Origin of the sequence: Wolbachia endosymbiont (group B) of Schoenobius gigantella (genome assembly GCF_964031005.1) — a bacterium.
Classification (GTDB): domain Bacteria; phylum Pseudomonadota; class Alphaproteobacteria; order Rickettsiales; family Anaplasmataceae; genus Wolbachia; species Wolbachia pipientis.
This window is the reverse complement of record NZ_OZ035002.1, coordinates 1,439,899-1,460,080: the sequence shown is the minus strand read 5'-3', so window position 1 is coordinate 1,460,080 and position 20,182 is coordinate 1,439,899. Positions and strand designations below refer to the sequence as shown.

At 35.2% G+C, this 20,182-nt stretch carries 11 protein-coding genes and 1 pseudogene; 8 read left to right on the top strand and 4 right to left on the bottom strand.

Going from position 1 to position 20,182, the window contains the following annotated elements; genetic code table 11:
* Positions 1-97: 97 nt before the first annotated feature.
* Positions 98-1,633 carry a lysine--tRNA ligase gene (locus ACQH2O_RS06835; protein ID WP_010082403.1) on the bottom strand — a complete coding sequence of 512 codons (1,536 nt, stop codon included), beginning with the start codon at positions 1,631-1,633 and terminating at the stop codon, positions 98-100.
* 108 nt (positions 1,634-1,741) lie between these two features.
* Between ACQH2O_RS06835 and ACQH2O_RS06830 the strand changes: the two genes are divergently transcribed.
* The 8 genes from ACQH2O_RS06830 (at position 1,742) to rsmD (ending at position 17,493) form a co-directional block, all read left to right on the top strand.
* A complete protein-coding gene (locus ACQH2O_RS06830; RefSeq protein ID WP_007548615.1) occupies positions 1,742-2,038 on the top strand; it encodes a type IV secretion system protein VirB3 in 297 nt (98 codons plus the stop codon).
* 9 nt (positions 2,039-2,047) lie between these two features.
* A complete protein-coding gene (locus ACQH2O_RS06825) occupies positions 2,048-4,453 on the top strand; it encodes a VirB4 family type IV secretion/conjugal transfer ATPase (RefSeq protein ID WP_010962886.1) in 2,406 nt (801 codons plus the stop codon).
* Positions 4,446-7,010, top strand: coding sequence for a type IV secretion system protein (locus ACQH2O_RS06820; protein ID WP_425385169.1), 2,565 nt, complete (start codon positions 4,446-4,448; stop codon positions 7,008-7,010). Before ACQH2O_RS06825 ends, ACQH2O_RS06820 begins: the two co-directional genes overlap by 8 nt.
* Before the next feature lie 9 nt (positions 7,011-7,019).
* Positions 7,020-9,407 carry a type IV secretion system protein gene (locus ACQH2O_RS06815; RefSeq protein WP_425385168.1) on the top strand — a complete coding sequence of 796 codons (2,388 nt, stop codon included), beginning with the start codon at positions 7,020-7,022 and terminating at the stop codon, positions 9,405-9,407.
* A complete protein-coding gene (locus ACQH2O_RS06810; RefSeq protein WP_208571614.1) occupies positions 9,404-12,382 on the top strand; it encodes a type IV secretion system protein in 2,979 nt (992 codons plus the stop codon). The genes ACQH2O_RS06815 and ACQH2O_RS06810 overlap by 4 nt, the downstream gene beginning before the upstream one ends.
* A gap of 89 nt (positions 12,383-12,471) precedes the next feature.
* Positions 12,472-16,200 (top strand): type IV secretion system protein, encoded by a 3,729-nt coding sequence (locus ACQH2O_RS06805; RefSeq protein WP_425385167.1) that lies wholly within the window; start codon positions 12,472-12,474, stop codon positions 16,198-16,200.
* Entirely contained in the window at positions 16,190-16,822 is a 633-nt protein-coding gene (locus ACQH2O_RS06800) for a WD_0853 family protein (protein ID WP_010082417.1), read from the top strand. The genes ACQH2O_RS06805 and ACQH2O_RS06800 overlap by 11 nt, the downstream gene beginning before the upstream one ends.
* Before the next feature lie 122 nt (positions 16,823-16,944).
* Positions 16,945-17,493, top strand: coding sequence for a 16S rRNA (guanine(966)-N(2))-methyltransferase RsmD (rsmD, locus tag ACQH2O_RS06795; protein ID WP_010082416.1), 549 nt, complete (start codon positions 16,945-16,947; stop codon positions 17,491-17,493).
* On the opposite strand, the pseudogene ACQH2O_RS06790 reads toward rsmD, so the two are convergent.
* From ACQH2O_RS06790 to ACQH2O_RS06780, 3 genes and pseudogenes are all read right to left on the bottom strand, one after another.
* Positions 17,490-17,765: pseudogene (locus ACQH2O_RS06790) on the bottom strand (hypothetical protein); the annotation flags it as partial. The gene rsmD and the pseudogene ACQH2O_RS06790 overlap by 4 nt on opposite strands.
* A gap of 22 nt (positions 17,766-17,787) precedes the next feature.
* A complete protein-coding gene (locus ACQH2O_RS06785; protein ID WP_010082414.1) occupies positions 17,788-18,378 on the bottom strand; it encodes a COQ9 family protein in 591 nt (196 codons plus the stop codon).
* A gap of 6 nt (positions 18,379-18,384) precedes the next feature.
* Positions 18,385-19,938, bottom strand: coding sequence for a Mur ligase family protein (locus tag ACQH2O_RS06780; RefSeq protein ID WP_007549232.1), 1,554 nt, complete (start codon positions 19,936-19,938; stop codon positions 18,385-18,387).
* Positions 19,939-20,182 lie beyond the last annotated feature (244 nt).

Sequence of the window (20,182 nt, the reverse complement as noted above, 5' to 3'; positions counted from 1 at the left end):
CAAATACAATAGCTTCAGTTTCATGATAAGGGGGCTAGCGGAGTTTGTCAAGGAATTCTTATTAAAACTAAAGAGCTCAAATGAAAGGAGGTAAACTCTAAAGTATACATTTAGTAGCGCTTTCTATGAGAGAAATCGTATTACCTATTCCGTAAAGCTTTATGAAAGATCCCATTCTTGGACCGGTTTTTTGGCCAAGTAACGTTTCATATAATAGCTGAAACCAGTCACGTAAGTTGGTGTAATCATATTTTTTTCCAATAGAAAATACCTGAGATTGAATTTCTTCAGCAGTAGCAGTTGTAGATAGAGAATGTAAAGTGTCCTTCAAATCTAGTAACGCTGCTTTTTCTTTTTCATTTGGAGTTTTATATGATTTTGTTGGCTTGATAAAATCGTGATAATACTTTACTGCAAAGTCTGAAAGTCTATCAAGCATTTTATTATTTTCTGGTGTAACGTTTGGTGCATAAGAGGATATAAAACCCCATAGGATCTCTTTGTTTTCAGCATTACAAGCTGCTGCTAGGTTTAAAAGTAGTGAGAAATTTATGCCTGAAGTTTCTATACTGGGAACATTGCCCTGGTGAATGTGCCAAGCAGGATTATTTATATCCTTTTCTTTGTTCTCATGATAACGCTTTACAAATTCTAAATATTCATCAGTTGATTTTGGTATCACATCAAAATATAAACGTTTAGCTTTTTTAGGACTCTGAAAAATGTACAATGCTAAGCTCTCTGTTGGTGCGTAAGTTAGCCACTCTTCAATTGAAATGCCATTTCCTTTTGATTTTGATATTTTCTTTCCTTCTTTATCAAGGAAAAGCTCGTAGCAAAACAGAAGTGGTGGCTTTTCTCCAAGTATTTCACATATTTGACTTGAAAGCACAGCAGATGGAGTTAAATCTTTTCCGTGAGCTTCGTAATTTACTCCAAATGCGGCCCACCTCATTCCCCAATCAGGTTTCCATTGCAGTTTACATTTTCCTTTTGTCACTGGAACTTCTATTTTTTCCCCGTTTGGGTCTTCATATGTGATTGTTCCTTTCTCTGTATTTGTTTCAATTACTGGAACTTGTAAAACTTGAGAAGTTTTTGGGCATATTGGCAAGAATGGACTATAAGTCTGCTGTCTTTCTTCCCGAAATGATGGAAGCATTACGTCCATCACTTTATCATAATTTTTCAGTAAGAGTAAAAGTTTTTCATCGTAAACGCCAGATTTATAACACTCTGTTGCACTCCTGAACTCGTATTCAAATTCAAACATATCAAGAAATTTACACAACAATGAATTCATATGATGACCATAACTCTGATGAGTGCCAAATGGATCAGGTATCATAGTCAATGGTTTATTTAAGTGCTCTCTTAGCATCTCTTGATTTGGCACATTATCTGGTATTTTTCGCAAACCATCCATATCATCTGAAACTGCAATGATTTTGGTTTTTATACCAGGAGCTATTTTTTTTAATGCATTTACAATAACTGTAGTGCGGAAAACCTCTCCAAAGGTTCCTATGTGGGGTAAACCAGAGGGTCCATAACCAGTTTCAAATATTATTTCTTTTTTATTAGGAAACTCTTGCAATATTTTTTCTGCTTCTTGAAATGGCCAATTTGTCATTATCGGGATTAAATAATGTATCTTAACTTAAAGTGCTACTAGTTTCAATGGATTTTTAATATAATGATATAGTATTAGTGTTAGAGCTATTATTAGAAGGTTAAAGATATGTCCACAGGTAGTATACAAACAGATCAATTATTTAAAGGTCTTACAAGACCTGCAATGCTCTTTGGTGTGAGTTATATGTTTGCAATATTAAACGTCCTGATTTGCATGCTAATTTTCATTAATTCAAATGATTTAAGAGTGATTCTCTTAATGTTACCAGGTATACATGGACTTGGTTATATAGCTTCTGCAAAAGAACCGTTGTTTATTGAATTATTTATGGTAAAATTGGGAAAGTGCTCGAAATGTTTAAATCGTTTTTACCATGGAGCCAATTCTTATGATATTGCTTAACGTTGTGTGATGCTGAGGTTTAGGGCTATTCAATCAAAGAATAAATCTACTCTGAACAGGGAAGTTCACGCTGCTGAATTTATTCCTTATTCTTGCTATTGGAATAGCACAACCTTGATGACAAAAGAAAATTGGTTGGTTAAGGTTATAAAATTAAGTGGTTTTGCATTTGAAACTGCCGATGACGAGGATTTAGTCATACAGAACAACATCAGGAATCAGATGCTAAGAAGCATTTCATCTCCGGCATTTAGTTTGTATTTTCATACTATCAGACGTAAGAAAAATATTTTTTCTGATGAATTTGCAAGTCAAGGTTTGCCGAATTTTTTCGCTAATCACGTAAATCTAAAATGGAGAGAAAAACACGCAACAAGGCAATCATTTATTAATGACCTATACATTACGATTATCCGTAGAGCGGACACAAAAGGAGTAGAATTTTTGTCACATCTACTAAAAAAATTCGGACATGTAACTTCAAAACATGCTTGGGAAAGTGATATACGTGCCACGTATGAAGATTTAGAGGAAACGACAAATCGTGTAGTGACAAGCCTTAGAAATTATTCGCCTAAAATTCTTGGAGTAAAAGAAACTCCAGATGGTTTGTTCTGCGAAATAATGGAGTTTCTATCTAGAATCGTAAATTGTGGATTCGTTACAAATACGCTTTTTCCGCTAAGAACTGAAATATCAAGGTACTTACCAGTACATAGGTTATTCTTTGGCCGTAAGATGATACAGGTTGTGACTCATAATGAGAGTAAATATGCTGGAATAATTAGTATCAAAGAATATGGAAATCATACTTCTGCAGGAATGCTTGATTCGTTTTTACAACTTCCTTACGAGTTTATAATTACGCAATCTTTTCAATTTATAAACAGGCAAATGGCGATTGGAAAAATGCAGATACAGCAAAATCGAATGATACAGTCTGCAGATAAAGCTATTTCTCAAATAGCAGAAATTTCTCAAGCGCTTGATGACGCAATGAGTGGTAAGATTGCGTTTGGTCAACATCACCTGACTATTTTATGTATAGAAAAAAGTCCTAAATCATTGGATAACGCTCTGTCGTTGGTAGAATCAGAGCTTTCTAATTGCGGTGTTTACCCTATACGTGAGAGAGTTAACCTTGAACCAGCATTTTGGGCGCAAATTCCTGGTAATTTCGATTATATAGTGAGAAAAGCTACAATAAGTAGTCTTAATTTGGCTGGATTTGCATCTCAACATAATTATCCTACTGGTAATAAATTCAATAACCACTGGGGAGATGCCGTTACAGTTTTTGACACGACATCTGGTACTCCATTTTTTTTCAACTTTCATATAAGGGATGTTGGACACACTATGATAATTGGCCCAACTGGTGCTGGTAAAACTGTTTTAATGAATTTCCTGTGTGCCCAAGCGATGAAGTTTTCTCCAAGGATATTCTTTTTTGATAAAGATCGCGGTGCAGAGATTTTCTTAAGAGCACTTAGTGGTATCTATACTGTAATAGAACCAAGAACTAAAACAAATTTTAATCCTTTACAACTTGATGATACCTCTGATAATAGAACATTTTTAATGGAGTGGATAAAGTCTTTAATTTCGGTATATAATGATAAATTTACTTCAGAAGATATTGCACGAATTAATGATGCAATTGAAGGAAATTTTAAATTAAGAAAAGAAGACAGATTCTTGAGAAACCTCGTACCGTTTTTAGGGCTTGCAGGTCCTGATACTCTAGCTGGGGCAATATCTATGTGGCATGATAATGGTTCTCATGCTGCAATATTTGACAATAAAGAAGATTTGCTAGATTTTTCACGAGCAAGAGTATTTGGTTTTGAGATGGCTAGCTTGCTCAAAGATCCTGTTGCTCTTGGACCGGTCTTGATTTATTTATTTCATAGGATTAGTATATCTCTTGATGGCACTCCATCTATTATCGTTCTTGATGAGGCATGGGCGTTAATAGATAATCCAGTTTTTGCACCCAAGATAAAAGACTGGTTGAAGGTACTGAGAAAACTAAATGCTTTTGTGATTTTTGCTACTCAGAGTGTTGAGGATGCAAGTAAAAGTACTATTAGCGATACGCTTGTACAACAAACAGCGACACAGATTTTTTTACCAAATCTGAAAGCTACTAGTGTCTATCGGGATGTTTTTATGTTAACTGAACGTGAATATATATTAATTAAGCACACAGATCCGAGTACTAGATTCTTTTTGGTGAAACAAGGAGTCAATGCTGTAGTAGCTAGAATAGACTTAAAAGGCCTGGATGATATAATCAACGTATTATCCGGACGTGCAGAAAGTGTTCTATTGTTACACGATATATTAAATGAAGTTGGGGACAACCCAAAAGTATGGTTGCCTATATTTTATCAGAAGGTAAAAAATGTTTAAGACTAAGCTGTCATTGCTATTAATTGCGATATTTTTACTAAATATAGACTTTTTACTCTCATATCCAGTGCTTGCAGATGGAGTAAGTGGTACTGACAAGACAGAATTTGTTAGCAGATTTAATTCCACTGGCAGTTTTAGTCGTGCCTCTAATCCTGATTGTGGAGCGTTTAAAACAGCTGCAGCACTTGCTGGAATAGCGATTGCTGTTGGCGCAATATTTACTGGCATTGTTTTGATCGTTTCTTCTGCTGGTTTGTTTACCGCTCTTGTTATTGTTGGAATGATAGCTGCAATTGTTGGAGTCTGGAAAGCGATAGGAGGGCTTGTTGTTTGTGAACATAGTTTTGTTAAACACCCAGTTGCACGTGATCATGATGGAAAATACAAAAATTTTAAATTAGAAGACACAGGTTATAGTGGCTGCACCAATGAAAATTACCAAACAGAAGAGGAATATTTTTCTTGTTTGCAAAATAAAGCTCGGGAAGACGTGAACAAAAAAGATTATGACGGGAAAAGAGCAGAAAAAGAAGCCTTAAATTCTAACGTTCAGGAGAGTACAGAGAGTTATTACTGGCCAAAAAATGGTGTGCAATACAGTGAATATATAGAAGTATGTCATCGAAACCCTTTAACTTTTGGTAATCTTTTTAATAAGGTAGACTTTAATTCCAGAGGAAAACCTGGATACATAGACTTTGATGTCAGGGAGAAAGACACTGGATACGTAGATGGGTCATGGTCCTCGAAGGTTGATGGTGGTCTGGAATGTAGAGTTCTCAAAGCAGGACAGAGCGAACCCATACATGGAGCTACATTCAAAGCAGTGAGAAAAACGGGCAGATTATGTGTGGAGTTAGCCAGTGTTAGCATGCTTGGTATCGAAATGACTCCTTGGCCGCAAGGGGTTGATATGGGGTGCACGGAATTGCCACCTGACCCACTTGCTCCTATGTGTGAAAAATCTGTGATGATATTCAAAAATAAAGATGGTACAGGAGAGGAAAAAGTTCCTATTGGTAATAATGATGACTATAAAACTATTATCAGATCTAAAGAAAAAAGACTCAACGGACAAGGGGGGAAAATTTTTGTAGGTTATGATAATGCTGGCTGTTTTAGCTCGTATGTTTCTGAAGCTTGTTATAACCAGGCAGGGAGTAAATCATTAGCTCCTATTCCCGTAACTTCTATGATAGTGCAATGCATTAAGGAATCGTTAGATAATTTAGTTGCAGGTAAAGGTGCACCAAATGGTGAGAGTTTTATATCTGTAGCACAGAAAAGGCTGAAAAACACTGTAACTGCTGTTTTAGTTTTAGCTTTAATACTGTTCTCTATAAAAGCCATGTCTGGTGGAGTTCAGAGGCCTCAAGAAATGTATATGTTGATCATAAAATTCGCTTTAGTGATTTACTTCACAACAGGCAGTACCATGTCTCATTATTATGGAGAATTAACTCGTCTCTCAAATGGTTTGTCAGAGATAGTGCTAAAAGCATCATCTGAAAGTAAAGGCATATGTAATTATAAAGCAGGTACAGATTATGAATATACTCGTGCAGGAAAGAGGGTATCTTACAGTTATCTTGCATCTTGGGATAGGCTTGATTGTAGAATTTTATTTTATTTAGGTGCCCCTTTAGATGGAATTGGTGGCAAAATTGGTACTGGAGGTGTTGCAACGTTAGCAGTCTTGCTTGGTGCTGCTCCTGTCTTATTAGTTGCAGGTTCGGTAATCGGTATTATTTTTGCTGGTGGACAAATTTTAGTAGCTCTTGTCTGTATATTTATGGCCGTTCTGATGATGATGGTTATTTTGTGGCTGTGCTATGTATTTATTTTATCTCTAGTTGCTTTAAGTGTAATCATCATTTTATCACCTTTGTTCATTCCTATGGTTTTATTCCAACACACCAAAGGATATTTTGAAGGCTGGGTGAAAGAGTTGATTACCTATAGCTTATACCCGGTTATCCTTTTTGCGTTTTTGTCCTTTATGTTCATAGCATGTGATAAAATCTATTTTAAAAATTTAAATTTTGAACTGGACGAGTCATATAAAAATGAACAACCGGACAAGTCATATGAAAAGAAACAAGCAGAAATCTCATATAGTAAGAAAAAACAGTGGTTTAAATTGAAAGATGGGGAATGTGATAAAAATGAAACTACTCTTGCATGTATGATGCAAAATTATAGCTTTAAAAAGAGCAGCATACTTGGTCTATTCGACTTTACATACATGGAGTTTGGCAGCTCTCTCATCGGAGAATTATTAAAATTGTGTTTAGTATTATTCCTCTTTTACCACTTTTTAAACATTCTTCCTGGCATGGCTGCTGAACTTGCTGGTAACCATAGAGCAGCACTTGGCTCAGGTCAGACACCTGGACAAATAGTGGGCAAAGCTTTATCTGCTGCCAAAGCTGCTGCTGGGGGTGTTGCTGGAGTTGCTGGTGCTGCTGCTAAGAAGTTGAGTGGTGGAGACAAGAGTAAATCTCGAGGTTCTGGTTCTAGTAGCTCCGAGAGTGTTAACAAAAGCACTGAATGAGTTGGATTTATGCTAAAATTTTTGCTGATAATACCGTTTTTTTTTCTGTCAGGCTGCGGGGAACATCACTGTATTAAGCCAGAAAATTTATCAGGTTTGCGTGAAAAACTAGATATAGTGTCAACAGAGCAGAAATGGGTTGATTCTGGTGTTAATATCTCAGATAGAATAAGAGTAACAGAGATTGATATAGTGCCTAGTAAGGTTAATTTTTGTCCTAAGCAGTATGCAGATTTTGCAATTGGGCCTGGGAGAAATGACGTTGCATTACCATTTGCACTTAAAAAAGGCGATACGATAAGCTTTAGTGTGATTGGAAGTAAAGTGTGTAAAGATAAAGAGAGTGAGACAAAAATCAGGTATTTGAAAATCGACGAAAAGTGTAGCGAGCAAGAAACGGAACATTTTGCACATGTTTTAAATCAAGAGAAATGCCAAGGTGGCAAGGATGGGATATGTCCTAATAAATATATAATAGGCGATGCGCAATGGTTGAGTGGAAGAGAGTACTGGTTTTCGAAGTTAGATCAAGATGAAAGAAAAAAGGAAATTGAAAATATTATTAACTCTATAAAACAAGGAGAGAATATAGATTGCAGTAAGCTTTCAGAGAGCAGTGCAAGTAAGATAGATACGCACATTTTAAATTCACTCTGTAGACGTATATGTAAATTTTCTTCTGGTCGTAGAGGCGAGGATTGCGTGTATATTGAATATAATAATATAGAAATTGAGCTATTCAATGCTTTAAATTCTAGTGGTGAATCTGTTGTTGCTGAAATTATTAGTAACGTATTAAAGGGAAAACAGGTAAAAACTGACATTACATTTCTAAAAGTTGGTATGGATAATGAAACTCTTGAACACATTCCAGGTGGTGGTTTATGTACTAGTTGTGATCATAAGATGGAGAATGACCATCAAATACCAAGTTTAACTTTTAGTCTATGTAGCAGAAATGACAAGAGCTGCTACAATACAAATGACAAAGGCGGGTTCAACATAAGAGTAACGAAGAACCATAGTCTGGAAAATAGCTTGTATATAAGTGTTTCCGATAAATTCCCTGAGCATAAGCCTGGTGAAAATCAAGCGGATATATTTGTAGATATCAGCAAAGTTCATGACATGGAAAACTTGAAAGGAAAATTAAAAGACAAAACAGGCACCATATATTACGGAATAAGAGACCATGGCTGCGATTACAAAAATGAAGGTCAATTTAGTATTAACCTAACAACTAAAGAGCCACCTACAAAAACTTTTAGTGCAATATATAATTTCTTTGATGAAAAAGTGAAAACTGCATTTTTCGGCTCTAATTATAAAGACCCTAACGCAATTCACTCTGATACTAGTCCTGTAAAGTCTCTTTACGAAAGTTTTATAAAATCAAGCAGAACAAATACCATTAGATCTACTATAATATCACTATTAGTACTATATATAATCTTATATACTCTTTATTACTTTTTTGGATTAACTCATATTTCTATATATGAGTTTTTAATTATATGCGTAAAGATAGGAATCATCGCCCAGCTATTGCAGGATAATAGCTGGGACTTTTTTTATAACAACGCATTCTCTATATTTATTAACACTCCAAAACAACTAATAGAAATAGCAAATTTTAGAGGCACTACTTCAAATGTTTTTGAGTTTCTTGATTTGCCGCTCAATAGGTTCTTGTCATCGCATTCAGTATTGTTAATAGTATCTCTTATATTTTCTGGCCCTTTGGGCATTGTATCTTTTTGCTTGGTGATTTGGGGTTTAATCACAGTGAGCTTATCTATTTTTAATGCCTTATTTTCTTTTATTACATCTATAGCAATAGTTGCGTTATTGCTTTCTTTAGCACCTATTTTTATTATTTGTCTTTTATTTGCGTATACTAGGCAGATGTTTCACAACTGGGTTAAAAATTTAGCAAGATTTGCGATTCATCCAGTAGTGCTTTTAATTTTTATATCACTGATAAGCCAGGTTATGGATTATATTGTGTATTCAGTATTTGATTTTGAGGTCTGCTCTACATGTATACTTAATATTAACTTAAAGATTTTTAACCCTTGTATTTTTTATGGTTATGCTTCCAAATATACACCTAATATTACCGCTATGATGGCTTTTGTTATTTTGGGACACGCTATGAAAGCTTTAGTTGAAGCTTCTTCGACAATATCTGACTCGTTGTTTGGTGCTTATGTAGCAAGCGAACCTGGAAGACAGTATCAACAAAGCTTAATGGGAACAGTAGGGTTAGATGAACAAAGCGTTCAAAGAAGAGAAAGAGGAGGTGCTTCTCAACAGTCAGGTACGTCAAGACCTCAAATACCACAAGGGACTCAAAGGTCAACGCCTCAGATACCACCACCAGGAAGACAGCAATGATAAGTAAAAGATCACTATTGTTGATACTGTGTCTTGCAATCACTGGTTGTAACATGGATTGTGTCGAACCTGGGTTGCAGAGCAGAAACACTAGTGTTAACGTGGATGTTCCAGTTCATAAAGCTGGTGAAGAAGTTAAAATTCATTGGGTTGATTCTGGTCAAGTAATTAGTAAGGGTGAGGAAATCAAATTCACCCTCGATGGATCAGTAAATTTTTGCCCTTTTAAAGAAGACAAAAATCCAAGGAAAGTACTTGTGCCAGCTAGCTTTTGTGCTGATGGCTCAGAACCAAATTATAGTAAAGCTGCAAATATTAACGATGTGCCTAATAATTATGGCGTTGATGAAAAAGGCGTAAATAAAAACGAATTGTGCGGTGGTAAAGGATTTGGCAGCAATAGACGTTATGTAGACACTGGAATTAAAGTAAATCCTGGTGATAAGTTAAGCTTTAGCTTAGTTCCCAGAAAAATAACAATTGATTATGACAATCCAGGAGGGAAAGGTATCAGCTTTGATGACAATTGTTATAGAGCTGAAGAAGGAGGTGAAAAAGTGTCAGAAAGTGAAATATTGAATGTTAGCAAGCAAGAGGGAGAGGAATTTTTTTGTGAGGGCAAGGATGGAAAGAGAAATAAAATAAAATTTTTACCTCTTGATAAAACAAAAGCAAAGGAAAGCAAAGTGCTAGTTGGCAATGGGTACACTCCATATGATAATAAGGTACATTTTAATAAAGGTTATGTTAAAAACAACGAACCATGGATACATGGCTCGCTGTTCGATTTACGCCGAGCTAAAATAGGATTGAATGAGTTATGTGATGGAAAAAACTGTAGTTTGGATGAGAAAAAAAAGTACAGTTCTTATGAGCTTAATTGTTACTATCAGAATATATGCTATACTAGAAAAGGTATATGGAGCTATGATTCAGGTCGAGCAGGAGAACGGAACTGTGTCTCCTCTATAAGGTATAAGAAGTACGATAAAGGAAATAAATGTGATATGTATTCTTATCTAGAAAAAATGGAAGGGAATGTTAAAGCAGGTAGTTTTACTGAAGATGATAAATCTTGGGCTGAGGCTCTTGTTGCAAAAATTGGTGATCTTGGTGATCAAGATACTGATAAAGGTATGCAATGTCTTCCAGATAATGAAGTAGGTGCAAGAAAGGATAATGTGTGTTCGCAAATTAGTGACAATTTCGAGGATTTTTCTCTGAAATTAAATAGTGACTATGCAGTAAATGACAATGTAAAATATGGTAGTAGTGTGATGCTTGCTATAGCAGATTATGGTTACTATGGAGCTAATAGGGGCGGGTACCATGTTAAAGTGACTAGATCGTGTGAATATATCAATGGTGAAAAACTGTATGTGTATTTGGGTGATAACCCGCCAGGGGATCCATCTGCTCCAAAGACTAATGATTTCAAAAAAGTAGAGCACTTAGATAAAACAAAGGATAAGGTATATTATATAATAGATGGAGGTCTTTTAACAGATGAATGCAAAGACAAAAAACCTATAACAGATGAATGCAAACCTAAGAAGATATATTTCGGCATCAATGTAAGCAACGTAGAGAAAGATGACATTACGGACAAAAATGGCAAATATTACGAAAACAATAAGTATAGTGTAACTTTATTTGTCAAAAGAAAAATTAATGATTTTATTTCATCGAATGTAAACGGGGTATTTAAATTTATAAAAGAAGAAGTAATTGGGGACAGCGTTAAAGATTCATACAAAGGATATGCAAGAGGTCTTCTTCAGGGGGTAAGAGCTTTACTTACTCTATACGTTATATTTACTGTCATTGGCTATATGCTTGGAACAATACAGCTAAGTAAATTTGATTTCATTGTAAGAATGTTCAAGATAGCATTTATAGCTTTTGCCTTTAGCGATAGAAGCTGGGAACTTTTTGGTACAACTTTATCCAGACTTTTTATAGATGGTAGCACTTATTTGGTTGATAGCTTTTCTGGCTATATAGGGGAAGGGGGGAGAAAATTTGCATTCTTAGACTTGACAGCAGGAGTATTATTCACAGCAGAAACTTGGTTAAAGTTTTTATCATTGATGCTCTCTGGTCCTTTTGGCTTTATTGCATTTTTGGCAATACTCTACGCTACTTTTATGTTCTTAAAATGCATTATTAGCGCTACGTTTAAATATGTAATATCTACTGTTCTAGTGGCGTTTTTACTGTCATTAACACCTTTATTTATCGTATTTATTCTATTTCAAAAGACTAAACCCTTGTTTGATAATTGGATAAAAACGTTGGCTCATGTTTCATTAGAACCAGTCATTTTATTTTCATTTTTATCTCTTTTAAATCAGTTGATGTATTCAGTTTTATATAACCTCACAAATTTTTCTGCATGCTATCAATGTTTAATTAGCGTAAATTTCTTATCGTATGATCTGTGCTTGATGAAATCAATACTGCCTCTTGGATACAGTCCTGGCACTAGCGTTGATGTTGCACTCAGTACCGGAGAAAGGGCTGGTGGACACTTTGCAGCATTACCTATAGACCTAATCCAGGCGTTTATATACCTCATTATTGCCGGTGCAATGGAAGCTTTTGTTTCTATATCGGAAACTATGGTACAAACACTATTTAGCTCTGGTTATGGAGTTACTGGCGGTGTTGGTACAGTTGCTAAGAGCGCATCGCAAGCTATGCTGTCAACCGTTGGCCTTGATGATAAGACCCAAAGTATGATACAGAGTATCAAGCAGAAAATGAGTAAAGATCGGGGAAAAATTGAGGCTAAATTACCTAACACGCCAAAGCAACCAGACAAAAAAGAAGATTCTAAAGGAAGTTCTGATAAAACAACGAGTGATAGACCTAAAACATTAAAACAATCAGATCAGCAAAAAAATTCTGATGAAACAATAAGAAGTGATCCTAGTGCTAAAGCTAAAAACAAGGAAGAAAATGGAGAGGAGTAAGATATAAATGATATTATGGAGTAACTAATTAAAAAGATATTTTAAGTAAAGTTTTAGAAATTTATTCTGTATTTGGAAAAAGTTTAGATATGCAATCACGTTTAGGCAAATGTTGGTTTAGGGTATTACTTCTTGCAGCTTATGTGCTGATCACAGGTTGTAGTAAAAACGATATGCCTTTTCCAAGGTGTATATCTGCTGACTATTTTGGTCCTAAACCTATTGCAGTAAGCGCTCATTTTTCAAGCGACCACGATGCGTTTATTCCAGGAGATGGAGAAGTTATTGATCCTGAAACTGGCGAAATTAATTATGGTTTTCACCATAACCAAGTGGTGAAGTGGGAGGATACCGGACTCGAAACCAATGGAGATAGTTTAAAAGTGCGAGTTAATGGTGCATGGACATCTTGGAGTAATAATAACAAGAAGGAATCTAAAAAAGGCAGTTATACCTTACAAAGCTTGGAGCAGTTAAAATATGCAACTAAATTTGAAGGTAAACAAAGTGATAATAGTTTACCTAATTTTCACTTAGTTTGTAATGATTATAAACCTAGCATACAAAAATTTTCAAGTAAGCCTAATGCAAGTTGCACTGTAAATTGCAAGTGCATTAATGAAGATGATAGTGCAAATACAGTATCACGTGGTGCTCCATGTTGGTTTACCAACGGTCATGGTGCTTATCTTTTGTTTCAAACGGGGAAAGATGATCCTAACGAAAATCTAAAGTTAATGCGCGATCCTCAATATCCTACTGTACATCTAGGTTATAACTCCACAGCAGAGGGCGACAATGGATTTTTTACTTTAGACAGAGATAACACTAAATTAAAGGACAGAAATTGTAATGAGTTGAAGTTAAAAAAGGGATGGAAAATATATGTAAAAATATTAGATAGATATTACTTAGATAATGTAGGTGGCTACTCTTTTGAGTTCTTAAGTGGAGTGCAGCAGCCAAGTAGTTTTGGGTTTTTTGATTACATTTATAACTATCTAAAATGTGTATTATTGATTAACGAAAATTGCAAAGAACATTTTAATAGCAATGATCCTGCAGTTGCACAAGCTATGTTCGAAAATATAGCTGAAAAAAGTACGAGCTTTCACAATTTTGTTCTTTCCTTGCTTGTTCTATTTGTAATGATTTCATCGCTTCTTTATCTTTTTGGCATGATACGAGAAACTAAGCATGATATGCTCATCAGAATGATGAAAATCACTCTAGTAATAGTGCTTATATCTCCTGGAAGTTTTAGATTTTTCTATGATCATTTTCTTGTTTTATTCGTTAAAGGTCTTGAACAATTGATAAGTGTAATTACTAACTTTGCTCCCAACATGAACACCGGAAGTATTGCTCAAGGAGATGAAGCTAAGTTGTTTAGCTTCATGGAGGACATGTTCAATAAATTTTTTGCTTATTCTGTTTGGAAAAAGTTTGCAGCGTTTTTACATTACCAAATGTGGGCAAGCCTTCTTATGATACCGGCAATTTTCATAGGGATTGTACTATACTTCTTGTTGTGCTTGTATGCTTACATAATATTTCTCTCTGGCTTTATGGGTATAGCTTTTCTTATAGCTATCATGCCACTGTTTCTAATTTCTATTTTATTTTCACCGCTGAAAAGTCTATTTGAAGGTTGGATAAAATTCTGCATCAGTTTTTGTTTACAATCGATTATGATATTTACTCTCTTGTCATTGTTGGCTTCAATGATAATGAACACCTTTTATAGACAACTAGGTTTTACTGTATGCTACAATAAATGGTTCGAGGTAAAGTTATGTGCTCCAAAATGGGTGTTTGGCGGTTTTTGTATCGTTGATAAGCAGTACTTTGGTTGGACCCCAGGGCAAATTTTTGTACCTTACACTCTTGGAGAAGCTTCTTCTCTTAACATAGATAAAAGTATAGAAGGTATAGAAAAGATAAGCAGAGAAGGTGGTACAATAAAATTTACTGGTGGTGCTCGATATATCCCGCTTCCACCAGATTACCCTAAAGATAAAAATGGTGAACATATAAAAGGGTTTCGTTATATAGATTATCCTTTCTTTAATCCAATTCCTGGAACTAAAGATAATCCAGCAGACCACTATATTGCAGAAAGTGATATGGTAGTTAGTAATGGCTGTAGTGAAAAAGATCTAGTGCGCTTAACAAATAGTTTATCTCATGCATCAGAGAGGGCTGACATTATATTACTGATCAACAATATAGAGAAAAGGATAGGTGATGTTAGTGAAATAATAAAACGCTACTGTCAAGATATAAATAAATGCAATAGTTATAGGGAAATAATTAATGAAATAAGATCTTTAGTGCGGAGTGCGGTAGAAAAACAAGGTTGTAGAATACTGAAACTTCATGATTTATATAAGGATCCCAACAGTGAATACTGTCAGAAATGTAAAGATTGTGAGGATTGCAAAAATTATCAAGAAAATAGCGATTACCAAAGGGTGCAAGACATACAGAGAGGTTATTTAATCAATGCAGGGGAAATCTTTATACTATTCTTGCTTTCATTTTTAATGTTCTCCTTACGCACGTTCGTACAACAAATGGGCTCAAGTATCGCTGGTGGTGGATTCAGCGTTTACAATATATCTAGTATGTATCAGGCATCGCCTTTGACTGGCATAATGGAAGGATTCAAACAGCAGTGGCAAAATTTTGCTGGTAGAGGACTTGAGTCTTTAGGCAGTTGGGCTACTCATTTACCGGATAGATTAGCCGGAGGTGCAGCTAATCTGCTGGGGAGAGTACCAAGAGTTGGAGGAGTGCTGAAATACGCTATTGATGTGCCACGTAAATTTGTAGGTGCTACTATTGAAGCAACGAAGTTTGCAACATCGCCTGAAAATGATGTTGATAAGCTCGAGGAAAAAATTTACAGGGCATTTGGAGTTGATAAGGAAGATATTACACACAGAAGGATCGGTAAATATTTAGATTATTATAAAGGATACGTAGGATCACATTTGGGCTATACAATAGAAGATGCTATGAAGTTTACTTGGGAGCATGGTCTTGACTCTATAGGAAAGCATGGCTATGATCATAACCTACTCTATAGAGCAAAAGAATATAGGCGAGATTTCTTAGAGAAGCTTCATGATTACACTATCGGCCGTAAGAGAGAACCAGAAAAAGACAATCCTGATCAATCAAATAAGGTAGAACGAGAGTTAGGCACGGAACTAGTAAGAGATAACCATGATCAGCCACTAGAAGAAGGCGACCCTCTTCGACTACGAGGGGGAGGTCAGCCAGATAAGGTAGTACGAGAACTAAGCACAGAACAAGAAGACAAGCCTAATCAACTACAGCATGATCAGCCAACAGAAGAAGATAAGCCTGATCAATCAAATGAAGTGACACGAAATTTAGGCACGGAACCAAAAGGTTCAGATGAAATTGATGATTTTGGATCTGCTTTTGAAGGTATGGAAAAACGTGCTGAAAGAGAAGGCAGAAGAAATCAAGATAAAGTTTACAACCTCTCACCACTTTTTGAAATGAACACTCCAGAAGCTGTAGAAAAACGTGCTGAAAGAGCTAGAAGAAAAGAAGAAAGAGATCGAAAAGACGAAGTTTATAATCTTAAGCCTTTATTTAAAGAACCAAAAAATCCAGAAGAGTACGTTAAGGCACTTTTTGAAATGAATACCCAGGAAGCTATAAAAAAACGTGCTGAAAGAGAGGAAAAAAGAAATCGAGAAGACAGTAAAAGGAAATTACCGGAACCAATGAGGAAACCAGATGCAAAAGGAGATGAGAAGAGGATTGAAGATGAAGACTAATAAAAATTTCAAAGGCCTTGATTATTATAAATTGCAGCAAGACAAAGATGGCAACATAAAGTTAAATGACTACGACGACATTTTAAATGCGCGTAGGGCAAGGGTAGACTTGTTGCGGGATAACACATCACTTGACAAGGATGTCAATTTTGCTAAATTGAATAAAGCTTTGAGTGAGAAATTTGTAGATAATCATAGTTTATTGTCTGAATTTGATAAGGAAGACAAAGAGATTGTACAAGAAAGGATTAAGGTGTTTAGTATTTTAGAAAGTCTTGAAGACCTTAAAAGCGTGAAAAGTGAAGATCTGTTAGAGGTTAGCTTACTGCTGTCAGATCTTAGCTTCATAGAGAGAAATGTTGTACTAAATACCGATCAGAATTCTGATCTAGCAGGATTTAAAAACCTATTTATTGAAAAAAAAGCATCTGGTGAAGAGTATAGTGAAGAAGAATGTAGAGGCTTTCTTGATAATATAGATAAAATCAATACTATAATTAAGTTAGAGTTAGAAAGCAGAATTGAAGGGCTAAATCATGATGAAAAAAATGATCATGATGATTTACAAGATGAGATTGGTCAAGCAATTAATGCAGCAGGCAAATCAGAAAAAGATAACTGATGAGTCTTGTGTTTGTGTTTTTCTTACAAGCGACTCGATAGCTTCTCTCTATTAAACTGCTAAAGCCATATTGACATTAATCATATAGTATAAATAATTAATTATTTTGGAGCTTATTTAATATGCTACGCATCATTGCAGGCAAATATCGCGGAAGAAAAATAACTACAGGTAAGCATTTAGCTGCACGACCAACTATGAGTATTGTTCGAGAAGCAATATTTAGTATACTTTCCTCAAGAAAACCTATTTATAACTTGAATGTACTTGATTTGTTCTGCGGAAGTGGCTCTTTTTCATTTGAAGCGCTTTCTCGCGGCGCTAAACATGCATTCATGGTGGATTCAGATTATTACAATTTGCAACTGCCTAAAAAAACAGCAGAAGATTTTGGAATTACGGACAATGTTACGCTAATTTGCTGCAGTGCTAACTGCTTACCAAAACCTATTTCAAAATGCGACATAGTTTTTATAGACCCACCTTACAATAGCAATCTAGTTGAATCAACGTTGAATGGACTAGCTAACTCAGGCTGGTTAAGTGATGATGCATTGATAATTCTAGAGATTAGGAAAAACGAAGGTTTTGAGTGCAATAAAGACTTTAGTATAATCTTGGAACGTATTTACGGTATAGCAAGAATAATTTTTCTTTCTCTATCAACTTAAACTTGCATATACTTTTCATTGATGAGTTCCAGTTCTATTTTCGTCAAGTTTCCGGAGAAATTACTTATTCTGTACTGCCCTAGATCAAAATTTTTATTAAATTCAGAGTCTATTAAATATTCATGTGCTTCTTCAATAAATTTATTTTCTTTTTCTTCGTAACTGGTGTATTTTGTTGTACCATTATTATCCTCACAATAAACTAAATGTTCTTTATGATCAGCATGAATATTTTTATTTTCACAAACCTTTTCAGGATCGTGCTCAAGTACTTTTCTACCAACAATCAATAGCTTATAAGAAATTTCCTATGATTCCTTTTAAGCGAGTTTTGAATTTTTGAAATGTCATGACATTGTTGATACGGTTATCAAGAAACGATAAAGTATCCACAAAATCTTCTGAATAATCATTGATAAAAAAAAGTATCGTACTTAAGTACACTCCAGCTAATATTGCTCTTTTTGTATAGTAGTTAAAATCTGTTGATTGGTCATGAATGCCATACCAAATCGCACTAATAGTTCTGTATAAAAGTTTACTAGAAAAATATGTATTTTTTGGTGATACGGAGAATGATAAAACATTTTTTAAAAGTTCTCTATAATTCGGTAGCTTAGCATAGTTTGAAAGGTGTATTTGAATAGCTAACTTTACTCGCTCTCGCACTTTCATATCTTCTAAATTAGAATTTCTTAATTCAGCTTCCATTGAGCTATTTAAGTCCTCTGCTATGTGCTCCAAAGCGCTATATATTCCATTCTGAAATTTGCAAAAGCTATTAGCTAGATTAAGGTCAGTGCACACCTTTAATAGGGTTTCATCGCTTATCCCTTCAAATGGAATAACCCTAATTAGCTTATCTATTATTAACTTTTGTTCCACGCAACATCATACTAAACAGCATGTGTGATTGTACCTGAGATTTTCAAACATTCTACAAAATGCTTCACCACGTTCCTCGAAATTTTTCCATTGATCAAAAGAAGCACACGCGGGAGAAAGTAATATTGTTACTTCTTCTGCGCTATTTAAGGCCTCTTCAAAAGCCAATCTGAATGCATCTTCTAGATTGCAACATTTAACATAATCTACTTTATTCTCCATAACATTTGCAAAAGCTTCGGTTGATTCTCCAATAAGAAAAGCTTTTCTAACCCTTGTAAAATGCTTGCTTAATGATTCTATTCCACCTTTTTTGCTTCTTCCACCAGCGATCCAATTTATGTTTTCATAAGATAAGATCGCCTTTTCGCTCGATTTTGCATTAGTTGCTTTGCTATCGTTCACGAAAAACACATTTCTTATTTTGCCAAGCAGTTCATTCCTATGCCTCAGTCCTGAAAAGGACTTGATTCCATTGATAATAGTGTTGCTATCTACTCCAAGTACCTTACATACGGCATATGTGGCTGCTATGTTTTCTGCGTTGGATATTAGGTTTATTTTCACGTCGCTTACTGATAAGCTATGATTCTCTAGTTTTAACGAGATCTTCTGGATCCCAGTGCCCCTTTTGTCATCCAAGTAGCTGACACTGGGATCCAGATAATTTCGATCTATACCAGTAATCTGTTCACTATAATCAAGCAAATTGTTACCTGCCAATGATATTAGATCTCTTGCACCACCCTCTGTCATCTGAGTAGTTGGCAATGGTTTTTCTTTTCTGGATTCCAGCGTCACGCGCTGGAATGACATCGGGGAATATGTTACTGAGATTGGAATTTTGTCTCCAGTGAATTTGTTGAATATATCAGCAGTAATCTCATTGTCACATCCTATTACGGCAACCTCACTACCGTTTATCAGTTTTAATTTAGTTGCTATGTAGTTCTCCATACTTCCATGCCTATCTATGTGATCTGGTGTAATATTGAGCAGTGCTGAAATGTCCACGTTAATTTCATTCATCAACTCCAATTGAAAAGAGGAGAGTTCGATTACATAAATTTCTGCATCTCTTTCTAGATCCAAAACAGGAACGCCTAAATTTCCACCAATAGCTACTTTTTTCCCTGCAGATTTTAATATGTGCCCTATTAGTGATGTAGTGGTTGATTTACCATTTGTTCCTGTGACGCCTATTACCTTCTGGTTCGTAGTTTTAGCTTCAAGAAATAGCTCAATGTCTGATTTTATTTTGCAATCAAATCTCCTTGCAAGTTTTACTATCCAATGTGGCTCTGTTGGCACTCCAGGGCTTAAAACCAATGCACTGATCTCATGCCAATTGTATTCCTTGGGATGAATAAAATTACATTTTTTATACATCATTTTTGCATTTGCTATTTGCTCTTCATGATCATCCCATGCATATATTCTTGCACCACTCTTTGTTAGAGCGTTAATGGCGGATAAACCAGTTTTACCAAGACCAAAAACCGCGACGTTTTGATTTTTGTATTTGTTTAGTTGCACTGCTAGATAACTTATGCGAACCATTTTATAAAGATATCGTACAAATTACAACAGACTTCTTTCGTAGGTTACAACTGTCATTCAATAGAAACAAAAAACTTACTTGACAAACTCCGCCAGCGCCCTTATCATGAAACTGAAGCTATTGTATTTGCTTTCGCCAATCTGCAGATTAAAAGGTAAGGATTACTTAATGTATCGGCGTCTTATGTTCAATTTTTTGCAGTATATAGATACTGTATGTCTTTACAAAACTTCATCTACATCT